Annotated in this window: 11 protein-coding genes; 7 read left to right on the top strand and 4 right to left on the bottom strand. The window is 63.4% G+C overall.

Annotated features, from left to right (window positions below; all coding sequences use genetic code 11):
- The first annotated feature begins 14 nt into the window (after positions 1–14).
- The 3 genes from GCM43_RS00545 (at position 15) to GCM43_RS00535 (ending at position 4,473) form a co-directional block, all read left to right on the top strand.
- Positions 15–788: an EAL domain-containing protein gene (locus tag GCM43_RS00545; RefSeq protein ID WP_152241572.1), complete on the top strand. Its 774-nt coding sequence runs from the start codon at positions 15–17 to the stop codon at positions 786–788.
- Between the two features lie 110 nt (positions 789–898).
- Positions 899–3,685: an ATP-binding protein gene (locus GCM43_RS00540; RefSeq protein ID WP_152241571.1), complete on the top strand. Its 2,787-nt coding sequence runs from the start codon at positions 899–901 to the stop codon at positions 3,683–3,685.
- A gap of 86 nt (positions 3,686–3,771) precedes the next feature.
- Positions 3,772–4,473, top strand: coding sequence for a TetR/AcrR family transcriptional regulator (locus tag GCM43_RS00535; RefSeq protein WP_152241570.1), 702 nt, complete (start codon positions 3,772–3,774; stop codon positions 4,471–4,473).
- Positions 4,474–4,557: 84 nt separating this feature from the next.
- Here the strand turns inward: GCM43_RS00535 and GCM43_RS00530 are convergent, their stop codons facing one another.
- Positions 4,558–6,885, bottom strand: a complete 2,328-nt coding sequence (locus GCM43_RS00530; RefSeq protein ID WP_226929253.1) for a penicillin-binding protein 1A — start codon at positions 6,883–6,885, stop codon at positions 4,558–4,560.
- Positions 6,886–7,073: 188 nt separating this feature from the next.
- Between GCM43_RS00530 and GCM43_RS00525 the strand changes: the two genes are divergently transcribed.
- The 4 genes from GCM43_RS00525 (at position 7,074) to GCM43_RS00510 (ending at position 13,653) form a co-directional block, all read left to right on the top strand.
- The gene (locus GCM43_RS00525) at positions 7,074–9,341 is read left to right on the top strand and encodes an OPT family oligopeptide transporter (RefSeq protein ID WP_152241569.1); all 2,268 of its coding nucleotides are present in this window, start codon (positions 7,074–7,076) and stop codon (positions 9,339–9,341) included.
- A gap of 220 nt (positions 9,342–9,561) precedes the next feature.
- On the top strand, positions 9,562–10,041 hold the full coding sequence (locus tag GCM43_RS00520; RefSeq protein WP_226929252.1) for a sigma-70 family RNA polymerase sigma factor: 480 nt from the start codon (positions 9,562–9,564) through the stop codon (positions 10,039–10,041).
- A gap of 2 nt (positions 10,042–10,043) precedes the next feature.
- A complete protein-coding gene (locus GCM43_RS00515; protein ID WP_152241567.1) occupies positions 10,044–11,054 on the top strand; it encodes a FecR domain-containing protein in 1,011 nt (336 codons plus the stop codon).
- 94 nt (positions 11,055–11,148) lie between these two features.
- Positions 11,149–13,653: a TonB-dependent siderophore receptor gene (locus tag GCM43_RS00510; protein WP_152241566.1), complete on the top strand. Its 2,505-nt coding sequence runs from the start codon at positions 11,149–11,151 to the stop codon at positions 13,651–13,653.
- A gap of 36 nt (positions 13,654–13,689) precedes the next feature.
- Here the strand turns inward: GCM43_RS00510 and GCM43_RS00505 are convergent, their stop codons facing one another.
- From GCM43_RS00505 to GCM43_RS00495, 3 genes are all read right to left on the bottom strand, one after another.
- Positions 13,690–15,381 carry a coiled-coil domain-containing protein gene (locus GCM43_RS00505; RefSeq protein ID WP_152241565.1) on the bottom strand — a complete coding sequence of 564 codons (1,692 nt, stop codon included), beginning with the start codon at positions 15,379–15,381 and terminating at the stop codon, positions 13,690–13,692.
- Between the two features lie 8 nt (positions 15,382–15,389).
- On the bottom strand, positions 15,390–16,067 hold the full coding sequence (locus GCM43_RS00500; protein WP_152241564.1) for a UPF0149 family protein: 678 nt from the start codon (positions 16,065–16,067) through the stop codon (positions 15,390–15,392).
- Positions 16,068–16,173: 106 nt separating this feature from the next.
- Positions 16,174–17,679, bottom strand: a complete 1,506-nt coding sequence (locus tag GCM43_RS00495; RefSeq protein ID WP_152241563.1) for a peptide MFS transporter — start codon at positions 17,677–17,679, stop codon at positions 16,174–16,176.
- Positions 17,680–17,913 lie beyond the last annotated feature (234 nt).

The raw sequence follows: 17,913 nt of genomic DNA, 5'->3' as shown, positions 1-17,913 counted from the left end.
GCGGCGTGCCAACCATGTTCTACAGCCGTCTGGCACAGGCGATGGACCGCGGTGACCTGTGCTTCTATTACCAGGGAAAATTCGGCACGGCCGATGCGCGCCTGGCAGGCCTCGAAGCGCTGTTGCGCTGGCGCGATCCGCTGCACGGCATGATTTTTCCACAGGATATCATCGGCCATGCCGAACAGAGTGCCGCCATCATCGAACTGGGCAAATGGGGTATCGACAGTGCCTGCCGCCAGCTGGCCCGCTGGCGCCACGAGGGGCTGCCGCTGGTGCCGGTGGCGGTCAATATCTCGGTGTGGCAATTGAGTGGCGGCGACCTGTACGACACGGTGCAGCACTGTTTGTCGCGTTACGCGCTGTCGCCCACCTTGCTGGAAATCGAGTTGACAGAAAGTGGCGAGATCGTCGATATGGCGCAGGCCTGCGACACCTTGCAGCGCCTGCGCGTGCTTGGCGTGCGTGTAGCGCTCGACGATTACGGCACCGGTTATGCCGGCCTGATGCACCTGAAGATGCTGCCGCTCGATACGCTCAAGATGGACCGCTGCTTCATCGATGGCGTCGATGGCAATGGGCGCGATGCGCTGATCGTGGCGTCGAGCGTGGCACTGGCCTGCGCGCTGGGCCTGGAGGTGGTGGCCGAAGGCGTGGAGACGGCCGCCCAGCTGGCTGGCGCGCATCGCCTCGGTTGCCACCAGACGCAAGGATATTACCTGCACCGTCCAGCCCCGGCCGCAGCCATTGCGCCTTTGCTGGGCAGTGCGCGCACACCTGCAGCATGATGAATGTAACAGCGTTCATACATGGGGCCATGTGGCGCTGCGCCAATGATCGGTAAAATAGAACCTTTGTGCGGTCATTGCGCCTGCATTTTCTTCCCATAGCATCAAACATGAACAGCCCCGTACCGGCCTATGTCTTCGGCCCGTTCCGCCTGTTGCCGCTCGAACGCCAGCTGTTCGATGGCGAACGCGCCGTGCGTGTCGGCAGCCGTGCGATGGATCTGTTGCTGGCGTTGCTGGAGCGTGCCGGCGAGATCGTTGACAAACAGGACCTGCTGGCCATCGTCTGGCACAACGCCGTGGTCGATGATTCCACCTTGCGCGTGCACCTGGCGGCGCTGCGCAAGGTACTGCGCGATGGCCGCGATGGGCAGCGCTATATCACCACCGTACCGGGGCGCGGCTATGGTTTCCTGGCGCCGCTGAAACACGCCGGGCATCCGGCGCCGGCAGAGCTGGCGCAGACCGAGCCGCACGATAACCTGCCGGTGCTGCTGACGCGGGTGGTCGGGCGCGACGATGTGGTGCAGGCCATGGCCAATCATCTGCAGCAGCAGCGCCTGTTGTGCATCGCCGGCCCTGGCGGTATCGGCAAGACCACGGTGGCCGTGGCGCTGGCCAGGCGGGTGCTGCGCCGCCATGCCGACGGCGGCTGCTTTGTCGACCTGGCGCCGCTCAGCGACGGCCAGCTGGCGCCGCTGGCGCTGGCTGCAGCGCTGGGCGTGTCGGTGCCTGCCTCTGATCCGATGCCAGGTCTGCTGGCCCATCTGCGCCAGCGCCATATCCTGGTGGTGCTCGACAACTGTGACCATGTGGTGGCAGCTGCCGCGGCGCTGGCAGACACGCTGCTCAAGCATGCGCCGCATTTGCATCTGGTGGTGACCTGCCGCGAACCGCTGCGTATTGCCGGCGAGCAGCTGCAGCGCTTGCCGGCGCTCGAACTGCCGCCACTCCATGGCATGCATGATCCTGCCGCCTTGCGCCATTTTGCGGCCGTGCAACTGTTTATCGAACGCTGCAAAACCGTCCATGCCGGCTTCGCGCTGGCCGACGCCGAGCTGCCGGTGGTGGTGGAAATCTGCCGCCGTCTCGACGGCATTCCGCTGGCGCTCGAACTTGCTGCGGGGCGGATTGCGCATTTCGGCCTGCATGAACTGAGGCGCCAGCTCGATGACTGCCTGCGCCTGCTGGTACGCGGGCCGCGCAACTGGCCTTTGCGCCACCAGACGCTGCGTGCCACGCTCGACTGGAGCCATGGCCTGCTCGATGATGAGGCGCGCAGCGTGCTGCGCGCGCTGAGCGTGTTCAGAAGCCGCTTCCAGCTGGCGTCGGCCGACGCCGTTGCCGATCGCGATGTCTACGAGTGCATGGCCGAACTGGCCGCCAAATCCTTCATCAGCGTGGAATTTTGCCGCCAGCAGGTCTACTACCGGCTGCTTGACACCACGCGCTGCTACGCGTCGGCGCAGCTGGCGCTCGCCGGCGAGCAGCATGCCGTCTATGGGCGCCACGCCCGCCATTGTCTGCAACTGGCCGAGCGCATTGCCGGCGAATGGGGCAGCATGCCGGCCGCCGCCTGGGTGGTGCGCCATGGCCGCCATATCGATGACCTGCGCGCAGCCATCGACTGGGCTTTCGGTGCGGCCGACAACGCGGCACTGGGCGTGGCGCTCACGCTGTCGGCACAGACGCTGTTTTATCAGCTGTCGCTGCTTGACGAATACCGCGTGCGGGTCGAGCTTGCCCTGGCGCGCATGGCGTCCGGGCCGATAGCCGATGCCGGCCTGGAAATGCAGCTGCATGCCTCGCTGGCCCATTTGCAGCTCTATACGCAGGGTGTCAGCGGGGCCATGCTGCTGTCATTCCAGCGCAGCCATGACCTGGCCATGCAGGGCGGCGTCGCTGAAAGACAGGCCCAGGCAATTTGCGGCATGTGGCTGGCCAGCATGGCCCTGGCTGACTATCGCCGTGCCGATATCTGCATCGGCAGCTTTGCCCTGCTGCCGCAGACCGGCTCGGATACGGCCATGCAGCTGCTTCTCGCGCGCATGCGCGCCTCCAGTGAACATATGCAGGGCCGGCATGCTGTCTCGGCCGACCTGTCGCGCATGGTGCTGGCGCAGCACGCCGATACCGGGCATTTCAGCTCCAACAGCGTGCTGCTGGCCGACCATCAGGTGTGCCTGCGCGGCAACCTGGCGCGCTGCCTGTGGCTGATGGGGCAACCCGACGATGCCTTGCAGCTCGCGCGCGAGGCGGTGGCCGTCGGCTTTGAGCACAACGGCGTGTCGCTGTGTGCAGCGCTGGCTTTCAGCGCCATCCCGGTGGCGCTGTGGTGCGGACAACTGGCGCAGGCGCAGGCCTGGAGTTCTCTGCTACGCGAGCATGTCGAGCGCCTTGGCTTGCTGTACTGGCGCGGCTGGAGCGATGGCTACCAGCAGTTGCTTGATGCCGAGGCAGGGCGTGCCGCGCTGAACTGGCCAGGCGCGGCGCGCTGGCCCATGCAGATCGACATGATGGCAACGCTGCACGATGCCGCTGCCGATGCGCATGCGCTGCGACGGGTGGAGGAGGGGATGGCGCCGTGGATGGCCGCCGAGGTGCTGCGCCGTAGCGCGCAGCGCGCCTGGCTGGCGCTGGCGCCTGGCGACAACGCAGGTCTTGACGCGGTGCGCCAGCGACTTGAAACGGCCTTTCAACTTGCGCGCGACCAGGGCGCGCTGGGCTGGCAGTTGCGCTGTGCCACCAGCCTGGCGCGCGTGCTGGCGCAATTGCAGCGCTGTGCCGAAGCCTGCGCGCTGCTGCAGGCTGTCCACGGCAAGTATGCACAAGGCCATGACAGCGCCGATCTGGCGGCGGCAGCAGCGCTGCTGGCCAGCCTGCAATCTGAAAAATGACGCTGCTGCTGCGCTATAATCGTTGCCGATTCAATCATTAATCCACCGCCGTACCGACGGCGCCGTTTTTACTCTGTTTTTTTGGAATGCACTTGCCGACCCATTTCAACTTTGAGCAGTTCCAGCAGATGACGCCCTTAAATGGCGAAAATATCTGGGAATATATTCTCGACCGCCATGCGGGCCGTATCGGTGTCAAGCGGCGCAAGCCGGCGCTGGAGAATCTCGAGCGCATCTTTGGCGCCACCTTCCGCCTGGCCAACGATGTCGGTTTTCGCGCCATGAGCCTGCGCGACCTGTGCCGCGAAACCGGCTTGTCGATGGGCGGCCTGTATGGCTATATCAGCGGCAAGGACCAACTGGCCGAAATGATCGAAGACGTGGTGCGCCACGCCAGCCAGGCCCTGCCCGAACTGTTTGCCCATGTGGCGTCGCCGCTGGACCGGCTCGAAGCGCTGATCCGCTCGTCGATCTACCTGTCCGAAGTGCTGCAGCCGTGGTTTTATTTTGTCTATATGGACTCGCGCGTGCTGCACGCCGAACAGCGCAGCATGGCCAAGCAGTCCGAACTGTACGTGCAGACGCTGCTGGCCGCCACCATCGCCGACATTACCCCGCGTCCGCAGGGCGATCCCGCCCTGCTGGCGGCGCACTGCCTGGCGCTGTTCCAGGACTGGTACGTCAAACGCTGGAAATACCGCGCCGCCAAGGTCGATGTCGATGATTTTGCTGATAGCGTGGTGGCCACCGTGAGGGGCTATCTCGGCGTTGCCGCGCCAGGTCCGTAGGTCGGATTAGCGGGGCAAAGCCCCGCGTAATCCGACGCCATTGTTGGCCTCAACGGTGTTGTCGGTTCACGGGTTGCCCCGTGCCTAATTATTCATGGTCTCCACCGGCACCGATTCGGGCATCGCTGCCGGATCGGTTGGCGTCTCGCTGTCCATGTCGAGCGTCTTGACGCCCATGTCGATATATTCGTCGTAGATCCACTCGCCGTCGATCTGCGACAGGCCGGCCGGCACGGCGCGCGTGATCTGCGGGCGCGTCGACAGGGCGGTGCGCATGTAGTCGATCCAGATCGGCATGGCCAGCGTGGCGCCGAACTCGCGCCCGCCCAGCGACTTCGGCTCGTCATAGCCCATCCAGGCCACCGCCACGATGCCGCCGCCGTAGCCGGCAAACCAGCCGTCGACGGCGTCGCTGGTGGTGCCGGTCTTGCCGGCGATGTCGCTGCGGCCCAGCCGTTTGGTAGCGGCCGCGCCGGTGCCGCTGCGCGTCACTTCACGCAGCATCGAGTCCATCACAAAGGCATTGCGCGGGTCGAGCGCCAGGGTTTTTTCGTCGCCTGCAAGCGGTGGTTTGGTCTGCATCAGCACCGCTCCCCTGGCGTCGACGATGCGATCGATCAGGTACGGTTCGACCTGATGGCCACCGTTGGCAAACAGCGCGTAGGCGCCGGCCAGTTGCACCGGCGTGACCGAGCCCGTACCGAGCGCCATGGTCAGGTTGTTGGGCTGGCGCGCCGGATCGAAGCCGAATTTTTCAATGAATTCATGCGCATACGGCACGCCGAGCGCGCGCAGAATGCGCACCGAGGCCACGTTCTTGGACTGCGCCAGCGCAAAGCGCATGGTAATCGGACCGTCGAACTTGAAGTCGTCGTTTTGCGGCGCCCACATCTTGCCGCCGGCCGACAGTTCGAGCGGCACGTCGTTGATCAGCGTGGCCGGCGAAAAGCCTTTTTCCAGCGCCGCCGAGTACACGAAAGGCTTCATGGCTGAACCGGGCTGGCGCCACGCCTGCGTGACATGGTTGAACTTTTGCAGGTTGTAGTCGAAGCCGCCCACCATCGCATGGTAGGCGCCGGTGTCGGCGTCGAGCGAGACAAAGGCCGCGGCCACCAGCGGCACCTGGGTAATGGCCCATTTGTCCTTGCTGTCTCTGGCGATGCGGATCACCGCGCCCGGGCGCAGCCGGATGCCGTCCTTCGCCTTGTTCGAGAGGGCCGGCGCGGCAAAGCGCAGGCCGTCGCCGGTGATCTCGATCGGATCGTCGCTGCCGCTGTCGACCGTGACCTTGCCGTTGGCCACACCGAGCACCACGGCGGCGATCAGGCCGTCGCTGTCCGGACGCTTCTGCAAGGCCGCGTCGATGGCGTCGTCGCGCAGCTGGGGCTCGTCGGGCAGATCGATAAAGGTTTCCGGGCCGCGGTAGCCATGGCGCTGGTCGTAGGCGATCACGTTGCGGCGGGTCGACTCATAGGCGGCGTCCTGATCGGCTTTCAGGATGGTGGTATAGACGCTGATGCCCTTGGTATAACTGTCTTCCTTGTACTGCGCATAGACCGCCTGGCGCGCCAGTTCGGCCACGTATTCGGCATGCGTGTCGAAGCCTTGCCGCCCGCGCGTACTGACGCGCATCGGCTGCTTGAGCGCCTGCTGATACTGGCCTTCGCTGATGTAATCGAGCTCGCGCATGCGTTTCAGCACCAGCTGCGCGCGCGCATGGGCGCGTTTTGGATTGCTGACCGGGTTATGGCGCGAGGGATTTTGCGGCAGGCCGGCCAGTGTGGCCATTTCGGCAATCGACAGTTCATTGAGCGGCTTGCCGAAATAGGTCTGCGCGGCGCTGGCAAAACCGAACGAGCGCTGGCCCAGGTAGACCTGGTTCATGTACAGCTCGAGGATCTGGTCCTTCGACAGCGCGGCCTCGATTTTCAGGGCCAGCATGATTTCATTGAGCTTGCGCGAGGCAACCTTGTCGCGTGTCAGGAAGAAGTTGCGCGCCACCTGCATGGTAATGGTCGAGCCGCCGCCGTGGCCGAAGCCATGGCGCAGGTTCGACAGCACGGCGCCGCCGGCGCGGATAAAGTCGATGCCGTTGTGTTCATAGAAGCGACTGTCCTCGATGGCCAGCAGCGCTTTCTTCATCATTTCCGGTACCTGGGCAATCGGCACGAAATCGCGGTGCTCTTCGCCGTATTCGCCGATCAGCACTTTGTCGGTGGTGTACACGCGCAGCGGTATCTTGGGCTGATAGTCGAGAATCACGTCGAGCGCGGGCAGGCGCGGCTTGACATATAAAAACAGGTAGCCACCCAGGCCGGCAGCGCCGGCTACGGCCAGGCAGGCTGCCGCGATGGCGGTGCGCACCACGGCGCGTTTTGATGGCAGGGGAAAGGCGGAACGGTTGGCAGTCAAGACAGGTCTCACGTGAGCGTGCACGGCACGGTGCCAGCGATTATAGACCAATGCGCGCGCTGTCTTGCCAGCATGGGCAGCGCAAAAAAACTTTTCATCGAAACGCTCCTGTGCCATAGTCTTGGCTGTACAGAGCGGCCCGGGCGATCCCCGGGCTGTTTGATTTATACTATATACAAGGAATACTCATGGCAAATGATGCAACACCGTCGACGGTGAAGCCGTATATCCCTGCCAGCGCCAAGTTGCCGGAAATGACTTTCCGCGCGCTGCTGATGGGCGTCATCCTCGGCATGGTGTTTGGCGCGTCCTCGCTGTATCTGGTGCTCAAGGTGGGCCTGACGGTCAGCGCCTCGATTCCGGTGGCGGTCATCGCCATTACGCTGTTCGGCCTGGCCAAGAAGGTCGGCGGCAAGGACTCCTCGATCCTGGAAAACAGCATTACCCAGACGGCCGGTTCGGCCGGCGAATCGCTGGCCTTCGGCCTGGGCGTGACCATGCCGGCCATCCTGATCCTGGGCTTCGACCTGGAAATTTCGCGCGTGATGCTGGTGGGCATACTGGGTGGACTGTTGGGCATCCTGATGATGATTCCGATGCGCCGCACCATGATCGTCGACCAGCACAAGGAGCTCAAATTCCCCGAAGGCACGGCCTGCGCCGAAGTGCTCAAGGCAGCCGCTACGTCCGAGTCGCGTATTGCGGCCGGCGAAAGCATCGAGGAAGACTCGGCCGCCGCCAAAGACGCCAAGAAGCGCGCCAAGATCATCTTTGGCGGCTTTGCCGTGGGCCTGCTGTACAAGGTCTTCAATATCTCGTTCAAGGGCTGGAAAGATACGCCCGGCGTGGAGTTTGCCGCGCCGCTCAAGGGCGGCTCGATCGGCGCTGAAATCTCGCCCGAGCTGCTGGGCGTGGGCTACATTATCGGCCCGCGCATTGCCGCCACCATGGCGGCCGGCGGCGTGCTGTCCTATCTGCTGCTGATCCCGATGATCAAGTTCTTTGGCGATAATCTCACCACCGTGCTCTCGCCAGGCACCAAACTGATCAGCGAAATGGGCGCCGACGATGTGCGCAGCGCCTATGTGCTGTATATCGGCGCCGGCGCGGTGGCTGCCGGTGGCCTGATTTCGCTGGTACGCGCCATGCCGATGATCTGGCGCAGCCTGTCGGCCGGCCTGTCGGGTCTGGGCAAGGGCAGCAAGGCCAATGACACCTTGCGTACCGAACAGGATATCCCGCTCAAGTGGGTGATGATCGGCTGCCTGGCCATTATCGCCGTGATCACCTTTGCCACGCCGTTGCACATGAACGTGCTCGGTGCGCTGCTGATCCTGGTGTTCGGCTTTCTGTTCGCCACCGTATCGTCGCGCCTGACCGGTGAAATCGGCTCGTCGTCGAACCCGATCTCGGGCATGGCGGTAGCGACCTTGCTGTTTACCTGCCTGATCTTCCTGATCATGGGCTGGACCGGCGGGCGCTATTATGTGACGGCCCTGTCGGTCGGCGCCATCGTGTGTATCGCCGCCAGCAATGCCGGCACCACTTCGCAGGACCTGAAGACCGGCTACCTGGTCGGCGCCACGCCGCGCCTGCAGCAGTACGCGATCCTGGCCGGCGCGCTGTCGTCAGCGCTGATCCTGGGTCCGATCTTGTTGAAGCTCAATGAAGCAAGCACCGTCTATGTGCCGGCGGCGCAGGTGGCGCCAGGACTCACCGTCGATGCATCGAAGCTGACGGTCACGGGCGCACTGCAAGGCCCGCAGGCCGAGACCGACCACGCTACCTATAAAGTCTGGCAGAAAACCGACACCGTCGGCGGCCCGGCCGGCAAGTACTTCGTGAAAGAAGACGGCCAGCTGGCCTACCTGGTTGACCCGGGTATCAACGGCCATTACAACATGCGTCCGGACGGCTCTGAAGTGAAGAAGTACGATGCGCCCAAGGCCGTGCTGATGTCCTATATTATCAAAGGCATCCTCGACCAGCAGCTGCCATGGACGCTGGTGCTGTTTGGGGTCATGATCGCGGTGGTGCTGGAAATGGCCGGCATTGCCTCGCTGGCGTTTTCGGTCGGCGTGTACCTGCCGCTGTCGTCCACGCTGCCGATCTTTGTCGGCGGCCTGGTGCGCTGGCTGGCCGACCGCCGCAACAACAAGCTCGAACACAACGCCAGCCTCAATGAGGAAGAGCGCCAGCTGGCGGGCGACCGCAGTTCGGGCGTGCTGCTCGCCTCGGGTTATATCGCCGGCGGCGCGCTGGCCGGCATCATTATCGCCATCACCGCCGGCGTGCTCACGCACTTCGACCAGATGATGAACAACTGGGCCGAGCATGGCAATCCATTCTATGCGGGCCTGAACGCCGACGCACTGTCGCTGCTGCCGTATGCGGTAATCATCGTGCTGCTGTATGTGGTGGCGCGCGAGAAGAAGAAAACTGCGACAGAAAGTTGATACCGAAGCTTGATACATCGAAGGACTGATTTTTTTCACCGCAGTATCGAGTAACCGCCCGCATCGCCTGCCGATGCCGGGCGGTTTTTTCATGTGCGGCGTGGCTATTGATCCCTGTCTTTCAACGGTACGGTTGCTGCGCTGTCCATGTCTGTTTATAATTGAGAATAATTCTCATTAATATTTTCTCTGCCAACGTATGCCTGCCGTTCCCGCACCCATGCACGACCTTGCCATTCTTTATCAGCAGCACCATGGCTGGTTGCGTGGCTGGCTGCACCGCAAGGTGGGCAATGGTTTCGATGCGGCTGACCTGGCGCAAAGCACTTTCCTGCGCGCGCTGACGGCGCACAATGTCGATGCGGTGCGCGAGCCGCGCGCCTGGCTCACCACCATCGCATGCAATCTGCTGATCAACCACGTGCGCCGGCGCGCCATCGAACAGGCTTGTCTCGATGCGCTGGCGCTACTGCCTGAAGCGGTGGCGCCGGCCCCTGAAGTGCGGCTGATGTTCCTGGAAACCCTGGTCGAGCTGGATCGTCGTCTGGCGGGCTTGCCGGCACAGGCGCGCCAGGCCTTTTTGCTGGCGCAGCTCGACGGCATGGGGCAGCAGCAGATTGCCCTGGAGCTGGGCATCTCGCTGGCCACGGTCAAGCGCCATCTGGCCAAAGCGGCGCTGCGCTGCTTTTTTCCGGAGTAGGGATGGAGCACGAGTATGCGGCTGCAGATAACGCGACCGTGCGCGTGGCGCCGGCAGTGGCGCGCCAGGCCGTGCAGTGGTGGCTGCAATTGCAAGATGGCGTGGCGTGCACCGCGACCCTGGTCGCTTGGCAGGCATGGCGGGCGCACGACCCGGAACATGAACGGGCCTGGCAATGCATCGAGGAGGTCAGCGGCCGCCTGGCAGATATCCCGCCGTCGCTGGCCTCAGCAGCAATGGCGGCGCCGGCTTCGCGCCAGCGCCGGCGCGCAGTGCGCATCCTGAGCGCGCTGGTGGTCGCTGCCGGGAGTGCCGCCGTGCTGCGCGAGACGCCGGCATGGCAGACCTGGAGCGCCGACGCCAGCACCGCTACCAGCGAGCGACGCAGTGTGCGCCTGCCTGACGGCGGCACGCTGGTCCTCAATACCGGCAGCGCTGTCAACGTGCGCTATGACGCACGGCAGCGCGTGGTGGAACTGCTGCGCGGTGAGGTACTGGTGCAGACGACGCACGATGTTGCGCAAAAGCAGGAACCCCGGCAAAGACCGTTCATCGTACAGACACGCGACGGCAGCGTGCTGGCGCTGGGTACGCGCTTTACCGTGCGCCAGCACGACGCTTCGGTTGGCGTTGCGGTGATCGAGGGCGCGGTCGAACTGCGGCCTGTTGCGGGCGATCACGCCATGCGCGTGTTGCGTGCGGGCGAGGAGAGCGCCTTCACGCGCCAGGCGGTGCGCTCGATCCGGCCGCTCGACCCCGGCGCCGGCGCGTGGGTCGACGGCATGCTGGTCGTGGCGCACTGCCGCCTGGACGATTTTCTGCAGGAGCTGTCGCGCCACCGGCCTGGCCGCCTTGGCTGCGAACAGGCCGCTGCCGGCCTGCTGGTGTCGGGAACCTATCCCCTGGACGATACCGATCAGGTACTGCTGGCACTGACGACCGCCTTGCCGCTCGAGCTGCACTACCTGACGCGCTACTGGGTTACGGTGCGCCGCAAGCAACAAGGGGGCTGAAAGAAAAGTGAGCTGTTTTTGCAGCAGGCTTGTCATGGTAGGTGAGGGTGCCGCTTTGCACCCGCCATCATTCATCCATCGACAAAGGTATGCCATGACTGACCGCAGCACATTTTCCGCCAACAGCCCGACACCAGGGACCAGACGTCCCGCCATGACGCCGATTGCCCATCTCGTGCACGCGCTGTGCTTTGGCGCGCTGGCCTGCTTGGCCACCACCGGCGTGCAGGCCCAGACGGCGCAGGCTGAAACAGTACGCCGCTACGATATTGCCGCCGGTGCGCTCGAAGTGACACTGAACCAGCTGGGCCGCGAGGCGGGACTGCTGATCGCTTTCAGTTCGGCCACTACCGAGGGGTTGCGCAGTAACGGCGTAAGCGGCAGCCTGACGATTGAGCAGGCTTTGGCACGCGCTCTGGCCGGCACCGGCCTGATTGCCGTGCGCACGCCGGCTGGCGGCTATGTGCTGCGCAGCGCACCGGCCGGCGCCGCGCCTGCGGGATCGTCCGGCCAGGTACAGACCATGGCGCCCGTTACCGTCAGGGCCCAGTCGGAAAATGACAGTGCCTGGGGCAAGGTCAGCGGTTACGTGGCCCACCGTGGCAGTACCGCCACCAAGACCGATGCGCTCCTGCAGGAAGTGCCGCAATCGGTTTCCGTCATCACGCGCGACCGCATGGACGACCAGGGCGTGCGCACCCTGAACGATGCCATTCAATATACGGCGGGCCTGCGCGCCAATACGGCCGGCGCCAACCCGGCCGATGACAGCCTGTCGCTGCGCGGCTTCAGCCAGTTCTCGGGCGCTTTTTACCTGGACGGCATGCGTTTGATGCCGATGGGGACGCTCGGCTTTTTCGGGATGGAACCGTATGGCGCCGAGCGAGTTGAAGTGCTGAAAGGGCCCTCGTCCGTGCTGTATGGGCAGAATGCGCCTGGAGGTATCGTCAATTTCGTGGCCAAGCGGCCGACCGCCGAGACGGTGCGCCAGGTCGAGCTGCTGTTTGGCAGCCATGCGCGCAAGCAGGCTGCCTTTGATTTTGGCGGCAAGCTGGACGATGACGGCAGCCTGCAATACCGGCTGGTAGGGCTGGCGCGTGACGCCAGCCAGCAGATCGACTACATGAAGGATGATCGCCTGTATCTGGCGCCCAGTCTCACCTGGACACCAGATGCGCGCACCAGCGTGACCCTGCTGAGCTTTTTCCAGAAAAACCGCGCCATGCAGTCGTCGAACGTGCAGTTCAATGCCCTGAACGGCGACAATCCCAACGGCCGCCTGCCGCTCACGCGCTTCCTGGGTGAGCCGGGCTTCGACCACGAGGAAACCAAAGTGGCCTCGCTCGGCTACGAAGCGCGCCACACTTTTGACAGCGGCTGGACGGTCAAGCAGAATTTCCGCTATCTGCATGCAGACAACCATGAGCAGTATATGTTCAGATGGGGTAACCTGATCGATGATACGGTCACCAACCGTGAAATCGACTCGCGTGACGGCAAGGGCAGCGTGTACTCGCTCGACACCAGCATCAGCGGGCAGTTCGTCACCGGCGCTCTGCGCCACGACATGCTTGCCGGCGTCGACTACAGCCGCAGCAACACGTCATTTCAGTCGTATATCGCGGATGGACCGCAAATCGATATCTACCGGCCCGTATATGGCGCGCCGCTCGATCTGGCGGCCCTGACACCCGATGCCTTGCGGCGCGAGCATAACCGGCAGTTGGGACTGTATGCGCAGGATCGGATGGCGTGGCAGCGCTGGGTGCTGACAGTGGGCGGGCGCAAGGAATGGACGCGCCAGGAGCAGCTCAACCTGCTGGCCGCGCCGGCCACCAGCACCGTGCGCAAGCCCGGTGCTTTTACCGGACGTGCCGGCCTCACTTACCTGGCAGACAATGGCCTGGCGCCTTATGCCAGCTATACCGAATCGTTTGCGCCGGTCTCTGGCGCCGACCGCCTTGACAGGCCTTTCAAACCTGAAACGGCGAAACAGGTAGAAGTGGGTGTCAAATATGCGCCGGACACGAACCTTGCCATCACGCTGGCGGCATTCGAGCTGCATCGCCAGAATGTGCTGACAACCGATTCGGAAGCGCCGAATTTTTCGGTCCAGCAGGGCGAGGTACGCTCGCGCGGGATCGAGTTCGAAGTGGTGGCGCAGCCCACGCGCCAGCTCAAAGTGCTCGCATCGCTGACCTATAATCCGCTCAAGGTCACCAGGGCAAACCCCGACCAGTGGGGTGACAATTACCAGGGCAATTCACCGTACGAAGTACCGAAGAACATGGCCTCGGTATGGGGCGACTATGCTTTCGACGGCGTCTTGCGCGGGCTGTCGGCCGGTGCCGGTTTGCGTCATGTAGGCGACAGCTGGGGCGACGCTGAAAACAGTTTCAAGGTACCCGGCTTTACGCTGGCGGACCTGTCGCTGCGCTACGACTTGGGCGCGGCGCGCAGTCAATGGCGCGGCCTGACGCTCAGCGTGACGGCGAAAAACCTGTTTGACAAATACCATGTCGCCTCGTGCTTCTCGGCGCGTGCATGCAACTATGGCGAGCAGCGCAATCTGGTGGCACGGGTAGGCTACGTCTGGTGACGTGCATGATGGTGGCGCATGTGCTGACAGCGAACATCATATGCCAAACACCTTGAGCACCGCGTCCGTCAAGCCCTCGAACCAGCTGCCCACCTTGCCCGGTTGTTTGCCGTGGCGCGGCGTTTCCTCGTAGAGCAAAATGCCGTCGCCGTCGAAGCGGTCATTGAGCAGGGCCTGCTGGCCGCGCAGGTAGGGGATAAAGGTTTCGCTGCGCGTGGTCGAATAGAGCACGCCGGTGGAAAAGCCCAGCGTGGCGGCCTGGCTGATGGAGCGTCCCTGGCCGGCTGGTTCCATGCGCACGCCGCGCGTGCCGCGCACGATCAGCGTGACAGGGCCGCGAAAGACGATAAAGCGCAGCTGCAAGGTCAGCCAGGCGTGCAGGCTGGCCAGGCGCCAGTGGCTGCTGATCGATGGTTTCTGCTGGCCGTGCACGATCAGTCCGACCAGGCCGCGCGGCTGGAATACCAGCGCCGCGCCTTCGGGCAGCGTCAATACTGCCACTTCCATCAACGGGTCGTCGCTGGCCGACAGCGTGATCGACGCCGTCTGTGCGCTGGTGATGCTGGTCAGCGCCACCATGCCGGCGGCCAGGCTGGTGAACGGATACGTCCAGTCGAGCAGCCACTGCGTGCGCTTGCGCGTGGTGGCCGGTGACGATTGCAGATAGGCCGGATGAATCAGCATGGTGTCGCCCTGTTCCAGCTGCAAGGATTGCGAGACGCCGGAAATGCGTGACTGCTGGGGCAATGAAATGGAAGTCGGCCTGCCGTTCAGGTGCAGTTCCTGTGCGATGGCCAGTGGCTTGAAACGCGACGCCAGTGGCGCCAGCACAAAGTAAAAAAATGCCTTGATGGCCAGCGGCGTCAGGATCGCCGACAGCACCAGCAGCGCGGCGATGGGTATGACCTCGAACACCGGTGCGCGCCAGCGGGCGATCCAGTTGCGCGCCAGCTGCGCCTGGCTCGCTGCGATGGTGTGCTGCAGCGGCGCCAGCGTGGCTGCCATAGCTGCTTTGTCGATAGCGAATGGGGCAGGGCGCCTGGCGTCACCGGTACGCGCACGCTGCAGCAGGTATTGCTGATACGCTTGCAGGTTGGCGGTGCGTAGGATTTGTTCCTGCTGTTCCAGCGCCGTCAGCTGGCCCTGCGCCGCATTGCCTGGCACATGAGCCGCCAGCGGGTGCACAAGCAGCAGTTGGCGCTGCTGTGCCAGATTGACCTGCAGCGCGGTATAGACGCGCACATGTTCCTGGTGCAGGCGCACCAGCGCCTGGCGCGCATCGTCGCCGCGCAAGGCCGCCTGCAGGGCGGCCAGGTAGCGCGCTTCCTGCGACAGCACTTCGATTTCGATACGCCGCGTCGCCTCCTGCTGCGCGTGTGCGGCCAGCACGTTGGCGTCAGGCAGGGGCAGGGTAAACAGCGATGGCGATCGTTCGGCACGCAACTGGCCCAGCTCTGCCTGGATGCTGGCCAGGCGCGTGTCGACAGCCGATAGTGAGGCGTTTTGCAGGTTTGCGACCCGCTTCGTGGCCGCTTGCGCCAGCGTATCGCCATGCTGTTCGCCGCTACTTGCCGCCTCGCGCAGGATGCTGACCGAGGCACTGGTCGCCTGAAAGGCGCGCCATTCTGCCAGCAGATAGCGCCCCGCCAGAAGGATGACAATAAACAGCACGAACTGCAGCGCATGGCGCAGCAGGAAGTGAAAAACGCTCGTCAGCAGCTGGCGCAAACGATGCTTTAGCTGGCCGCGCCGTCAGCGTCGGCGCAGCATTTCTTGTACTTCTTGCCGCTGCCGCAGTGGCACGGGTCGTTGCGGCCGGTTTTCGGTACGGCGCGCAGCACGGTGTCGCTGGCATGGCTTTGCTGCAGATGGCGCTGGCGCGCCCACGCGGCATTGATGGCAATCACCGACGGGATCACGGCGTCCTGCGCCTCTTCGGCTGTTTCGTCATCGAGTTCGGTGGCCGTGGTCAGGTGGCGAAACGGCGCCAGGTATTCGGGGTGGCTGACGGCCAGCGTGGCCCATTGCGGCTTGTCGAGCTGCGTGCCTTGCAGGAAGCCGGCGCACCAGCCCTGCACGCTCCATTCCGGGCCGCATTCATAGATCGGCTCGAAGCTGTCCGGGTCCTTGGTCAGCCATTCAACCATATAGGCGTAGTGGCGCTGCGCCAGCGCGGCGGCGCGCACGCTTGCTTCGCTGGCTGCTGGCAGCGTGCTGCCGGCAGATTTGTCCCACATCCAGGCCAGCCACTGGGCCGGCTCGATTGGTTTCGGACTGAGCGCCACGGCCGTCAGCAGGCCTTCGAGCATGGAGACATCCATGGCGGCGCCAGCCAGCTCGGGCGCGGCCAGCAGGGTATCGAGTTCGGCGTATTCATCGTCGGAGAGCGGGGAGGTGGTGGCAATGCTGGACATGGTGTTTTTCTGCAAAAGTGAATGGCCCGGGGCCGATGGCGTTATTGTAACCGCCCAATAAAAAACGGCGGCCCGCAGGCCGCCGTTTTGCTACAACATGCGACGATTACTTCACGCCGTGCATCAGTTTGTTGATCAGCGGTGCGATCAGGAACAGCACCACGCCGGCGCCCAGCAGCGACCAGAAGCCGAAGGTGTAGCCGGACAGGGCCGACGGTACCGACATGCCGCTGTCACCACTGACGTGACTGGCGAAAATGCCCGACAGGTTGTTGCCGATACCGGTCGACAGGAACCAGCCGCCCATGCCCATGCCGACCAGGCGTACCGGGGCCAGCTTGGTGACCATCGACAGGCCGATAGGCGACAGGCACAGCTCGCCAATCGACTGGATCACGTAGACCATGAACAGGGTCCAGAACGGGATCTTGTTGTCGGCGCCAACCAGGCTCGACAGTGCGAAGATCAGCAGGCCGAAGGCAGCAGCATTGCCCAGCAGGCCCAGGCCGAATTTGCGCGGGATCGATGGATTGACATTGTGGCGTGCCAGGAATACCCAGACAGCGGCAATGATCGGTGCGAAAACGATAATCGCTACCGAGTTGACGGTCTGGAAGTAGGCGGTCGGGAACGTCCAGAAGCCCAGGTCGCGGTTGACGATGTTTTCAGCCAGGAAGGTAAACGAGCTGCCAGCCTGTTCAAAGAACATCCAGAACAAAATGTTGAAGGCAAAGATCACCAGCATGGCGATGGTCTTGTCGCGTGCCACCTTGCCGGTGCGTGCGCCTTCGATAAACAGCATCACGGACAGACCGACAAACAGGATCGTCAGCACGATCTGCAGGTTGGCGGCGCCAACGGTCAGCAGGAAGTACATCAGCGGGATGACACAGATGCAGCCCAGTGCTACCCATACCACGCGCATCGGATTGGCCGATTGCGCGTCCGGTGCGCCGATACCTTTGAGGGCGTTACGGCCGACATAGAACCATACCAGGCTGATCAGCATGCCGACGCCGGCTGCCATGAACACCATTTTGTACGATGGCATGCCCGAGGTGCCGAAGATCGACTCGGCCAGCCACTGGGTAAACACCGGTGCGACCATCGCACCCATGTTGATGCCCATGTAGAAAATGGTAAAGCCACTGTCGCGGCGCGGATCGGCCGAGGTGTACAGCTTGCCGACCATGGTCGAGATGTTCGGCTTGAACATGCCGTTACCGACGATCATGGTGGCCAGGCCCAGGTTGAAGATATCCTGGTTGGGCACGGCAATACAGAACAGGCCGGCTGCCATAAAGACGGCGCCCAGCAGGATCGAACGCTGGTAGCCGATCACGCGGTCGGCGATATAACCGCCGAACAGTGCGCCTGCATACACCAGCGCCAGGAAGGAACCGTAGGTCAGGTTGGCCGCAGCCTGGCCCGACGCATCGCCACCGTGGAACTGGGCCACGATGTAGAGCACCAGTGCCCAGCGAACTCCGTAGAACGCAAAGCGTTCCCAGAATTCAGTCATGAACAACATCCACAACGGGCTGGGGTGGCCCATGATCTGCTTGAACTCGGGAATTACGGCTTCCTTGTTGGGCGTAGTCGCACCGCTCATGCGGTTCCTCCTGAAAATTATTATGGTCAATCGATAAAACAAACTTATGGAAGCGGCCTCTACTGCAGATTCTCTTGTGAAGTATCCCGGCACGGAAATTCCAATAGGGACGCATTCTAATCTACAAATTGCGCTGAGCGAAGGTTTCCGTTTGCATTAGCAAGGACGGCTGTTTCATATCGGTCAAACCGGTTTCAGGCAACAGTAGCCATGGAGGAATTTGCGGCAGTACAG

Origin of the sequence: Janthinobacterium aquaticum (genome assembly GCF_009208565.1) — a bacterium.
Taxonomy (GTDB): domain Bacteria; phylum Pseudomonadota; class Gammaproteobacteria; order Burkholderiales; family Burkholderiaceae_D; genus Janthinobacterium.
Note: the sequence above shows the minus strand (reverse complement) of the source record. Positions and strands in the feature narration are given on the sequence as shown.

Bases quoted from the DNA above. Each gene is read 5' to 3' on its own strand.
- GCM43_RS00520 (WP_226929252.1), top strand. From the start codon at position 9,562: ATGCACGACCTTGCCATTCTTTATCAGCAGCACCATGGCTGGTTGCGT.
- GCM43_RS00515 (WP_152241567.1), top strand. From the start codon at position 10,044: ATGGAGCACGAGTATGCGGCTGCAGATAACGCGACCGTGCGCGTGGCG.
- GCM43_RS00495 (WP_152241563.1), bottom strand. From the start codon at position 17,679: ATGAGCGGTGCGACTACGCCCAACAAGGAAGCCGTAATTCCCGAGTTC.
- GCM43_RS00500 (WP_152241564.1), bottom strand. From the start codon at position 16,067: ATGTCCAGCATTGCCACCACCTCCCCGCTCTCCGACGATGAATACGCC.
- GCM43_RS00540 (WP_152241571.1), top strand. From the start codon at position 899: ATGAACAGCCCCGTACCGGCCTATGTCTTCGGCCCGTTCCGCCTGTTG.
- GCM43_RS00535 (WP_152241570.1), top strand. From the start codon at position 3,772: ATGCACTTGCCGACCCATTTCAACTTTGAGCAGTTCCAGCAGATGACG.
- GCM43_RS00525 (WP_152241569.1), top strand. From the start codon at position 7,074: ATGGCAAATGATGCAACACCGTCGACGGTGAAGCCGTATATCCCTGCC.
- GCM43_RS00545 (WP_152241572.1), top strand. From the start codon at position 15: ATGTTCTACAGCCGTCTGGCACAGGCGATGGACCGCGGTGACCTGTGC.
- GCM43_RS00510 (WP_152241566.1), top strand. From the start codon at position 11,149: ATGACTGACCGCAGCACATTTTCCGCCAACAGCCCGACACCAGGGACC.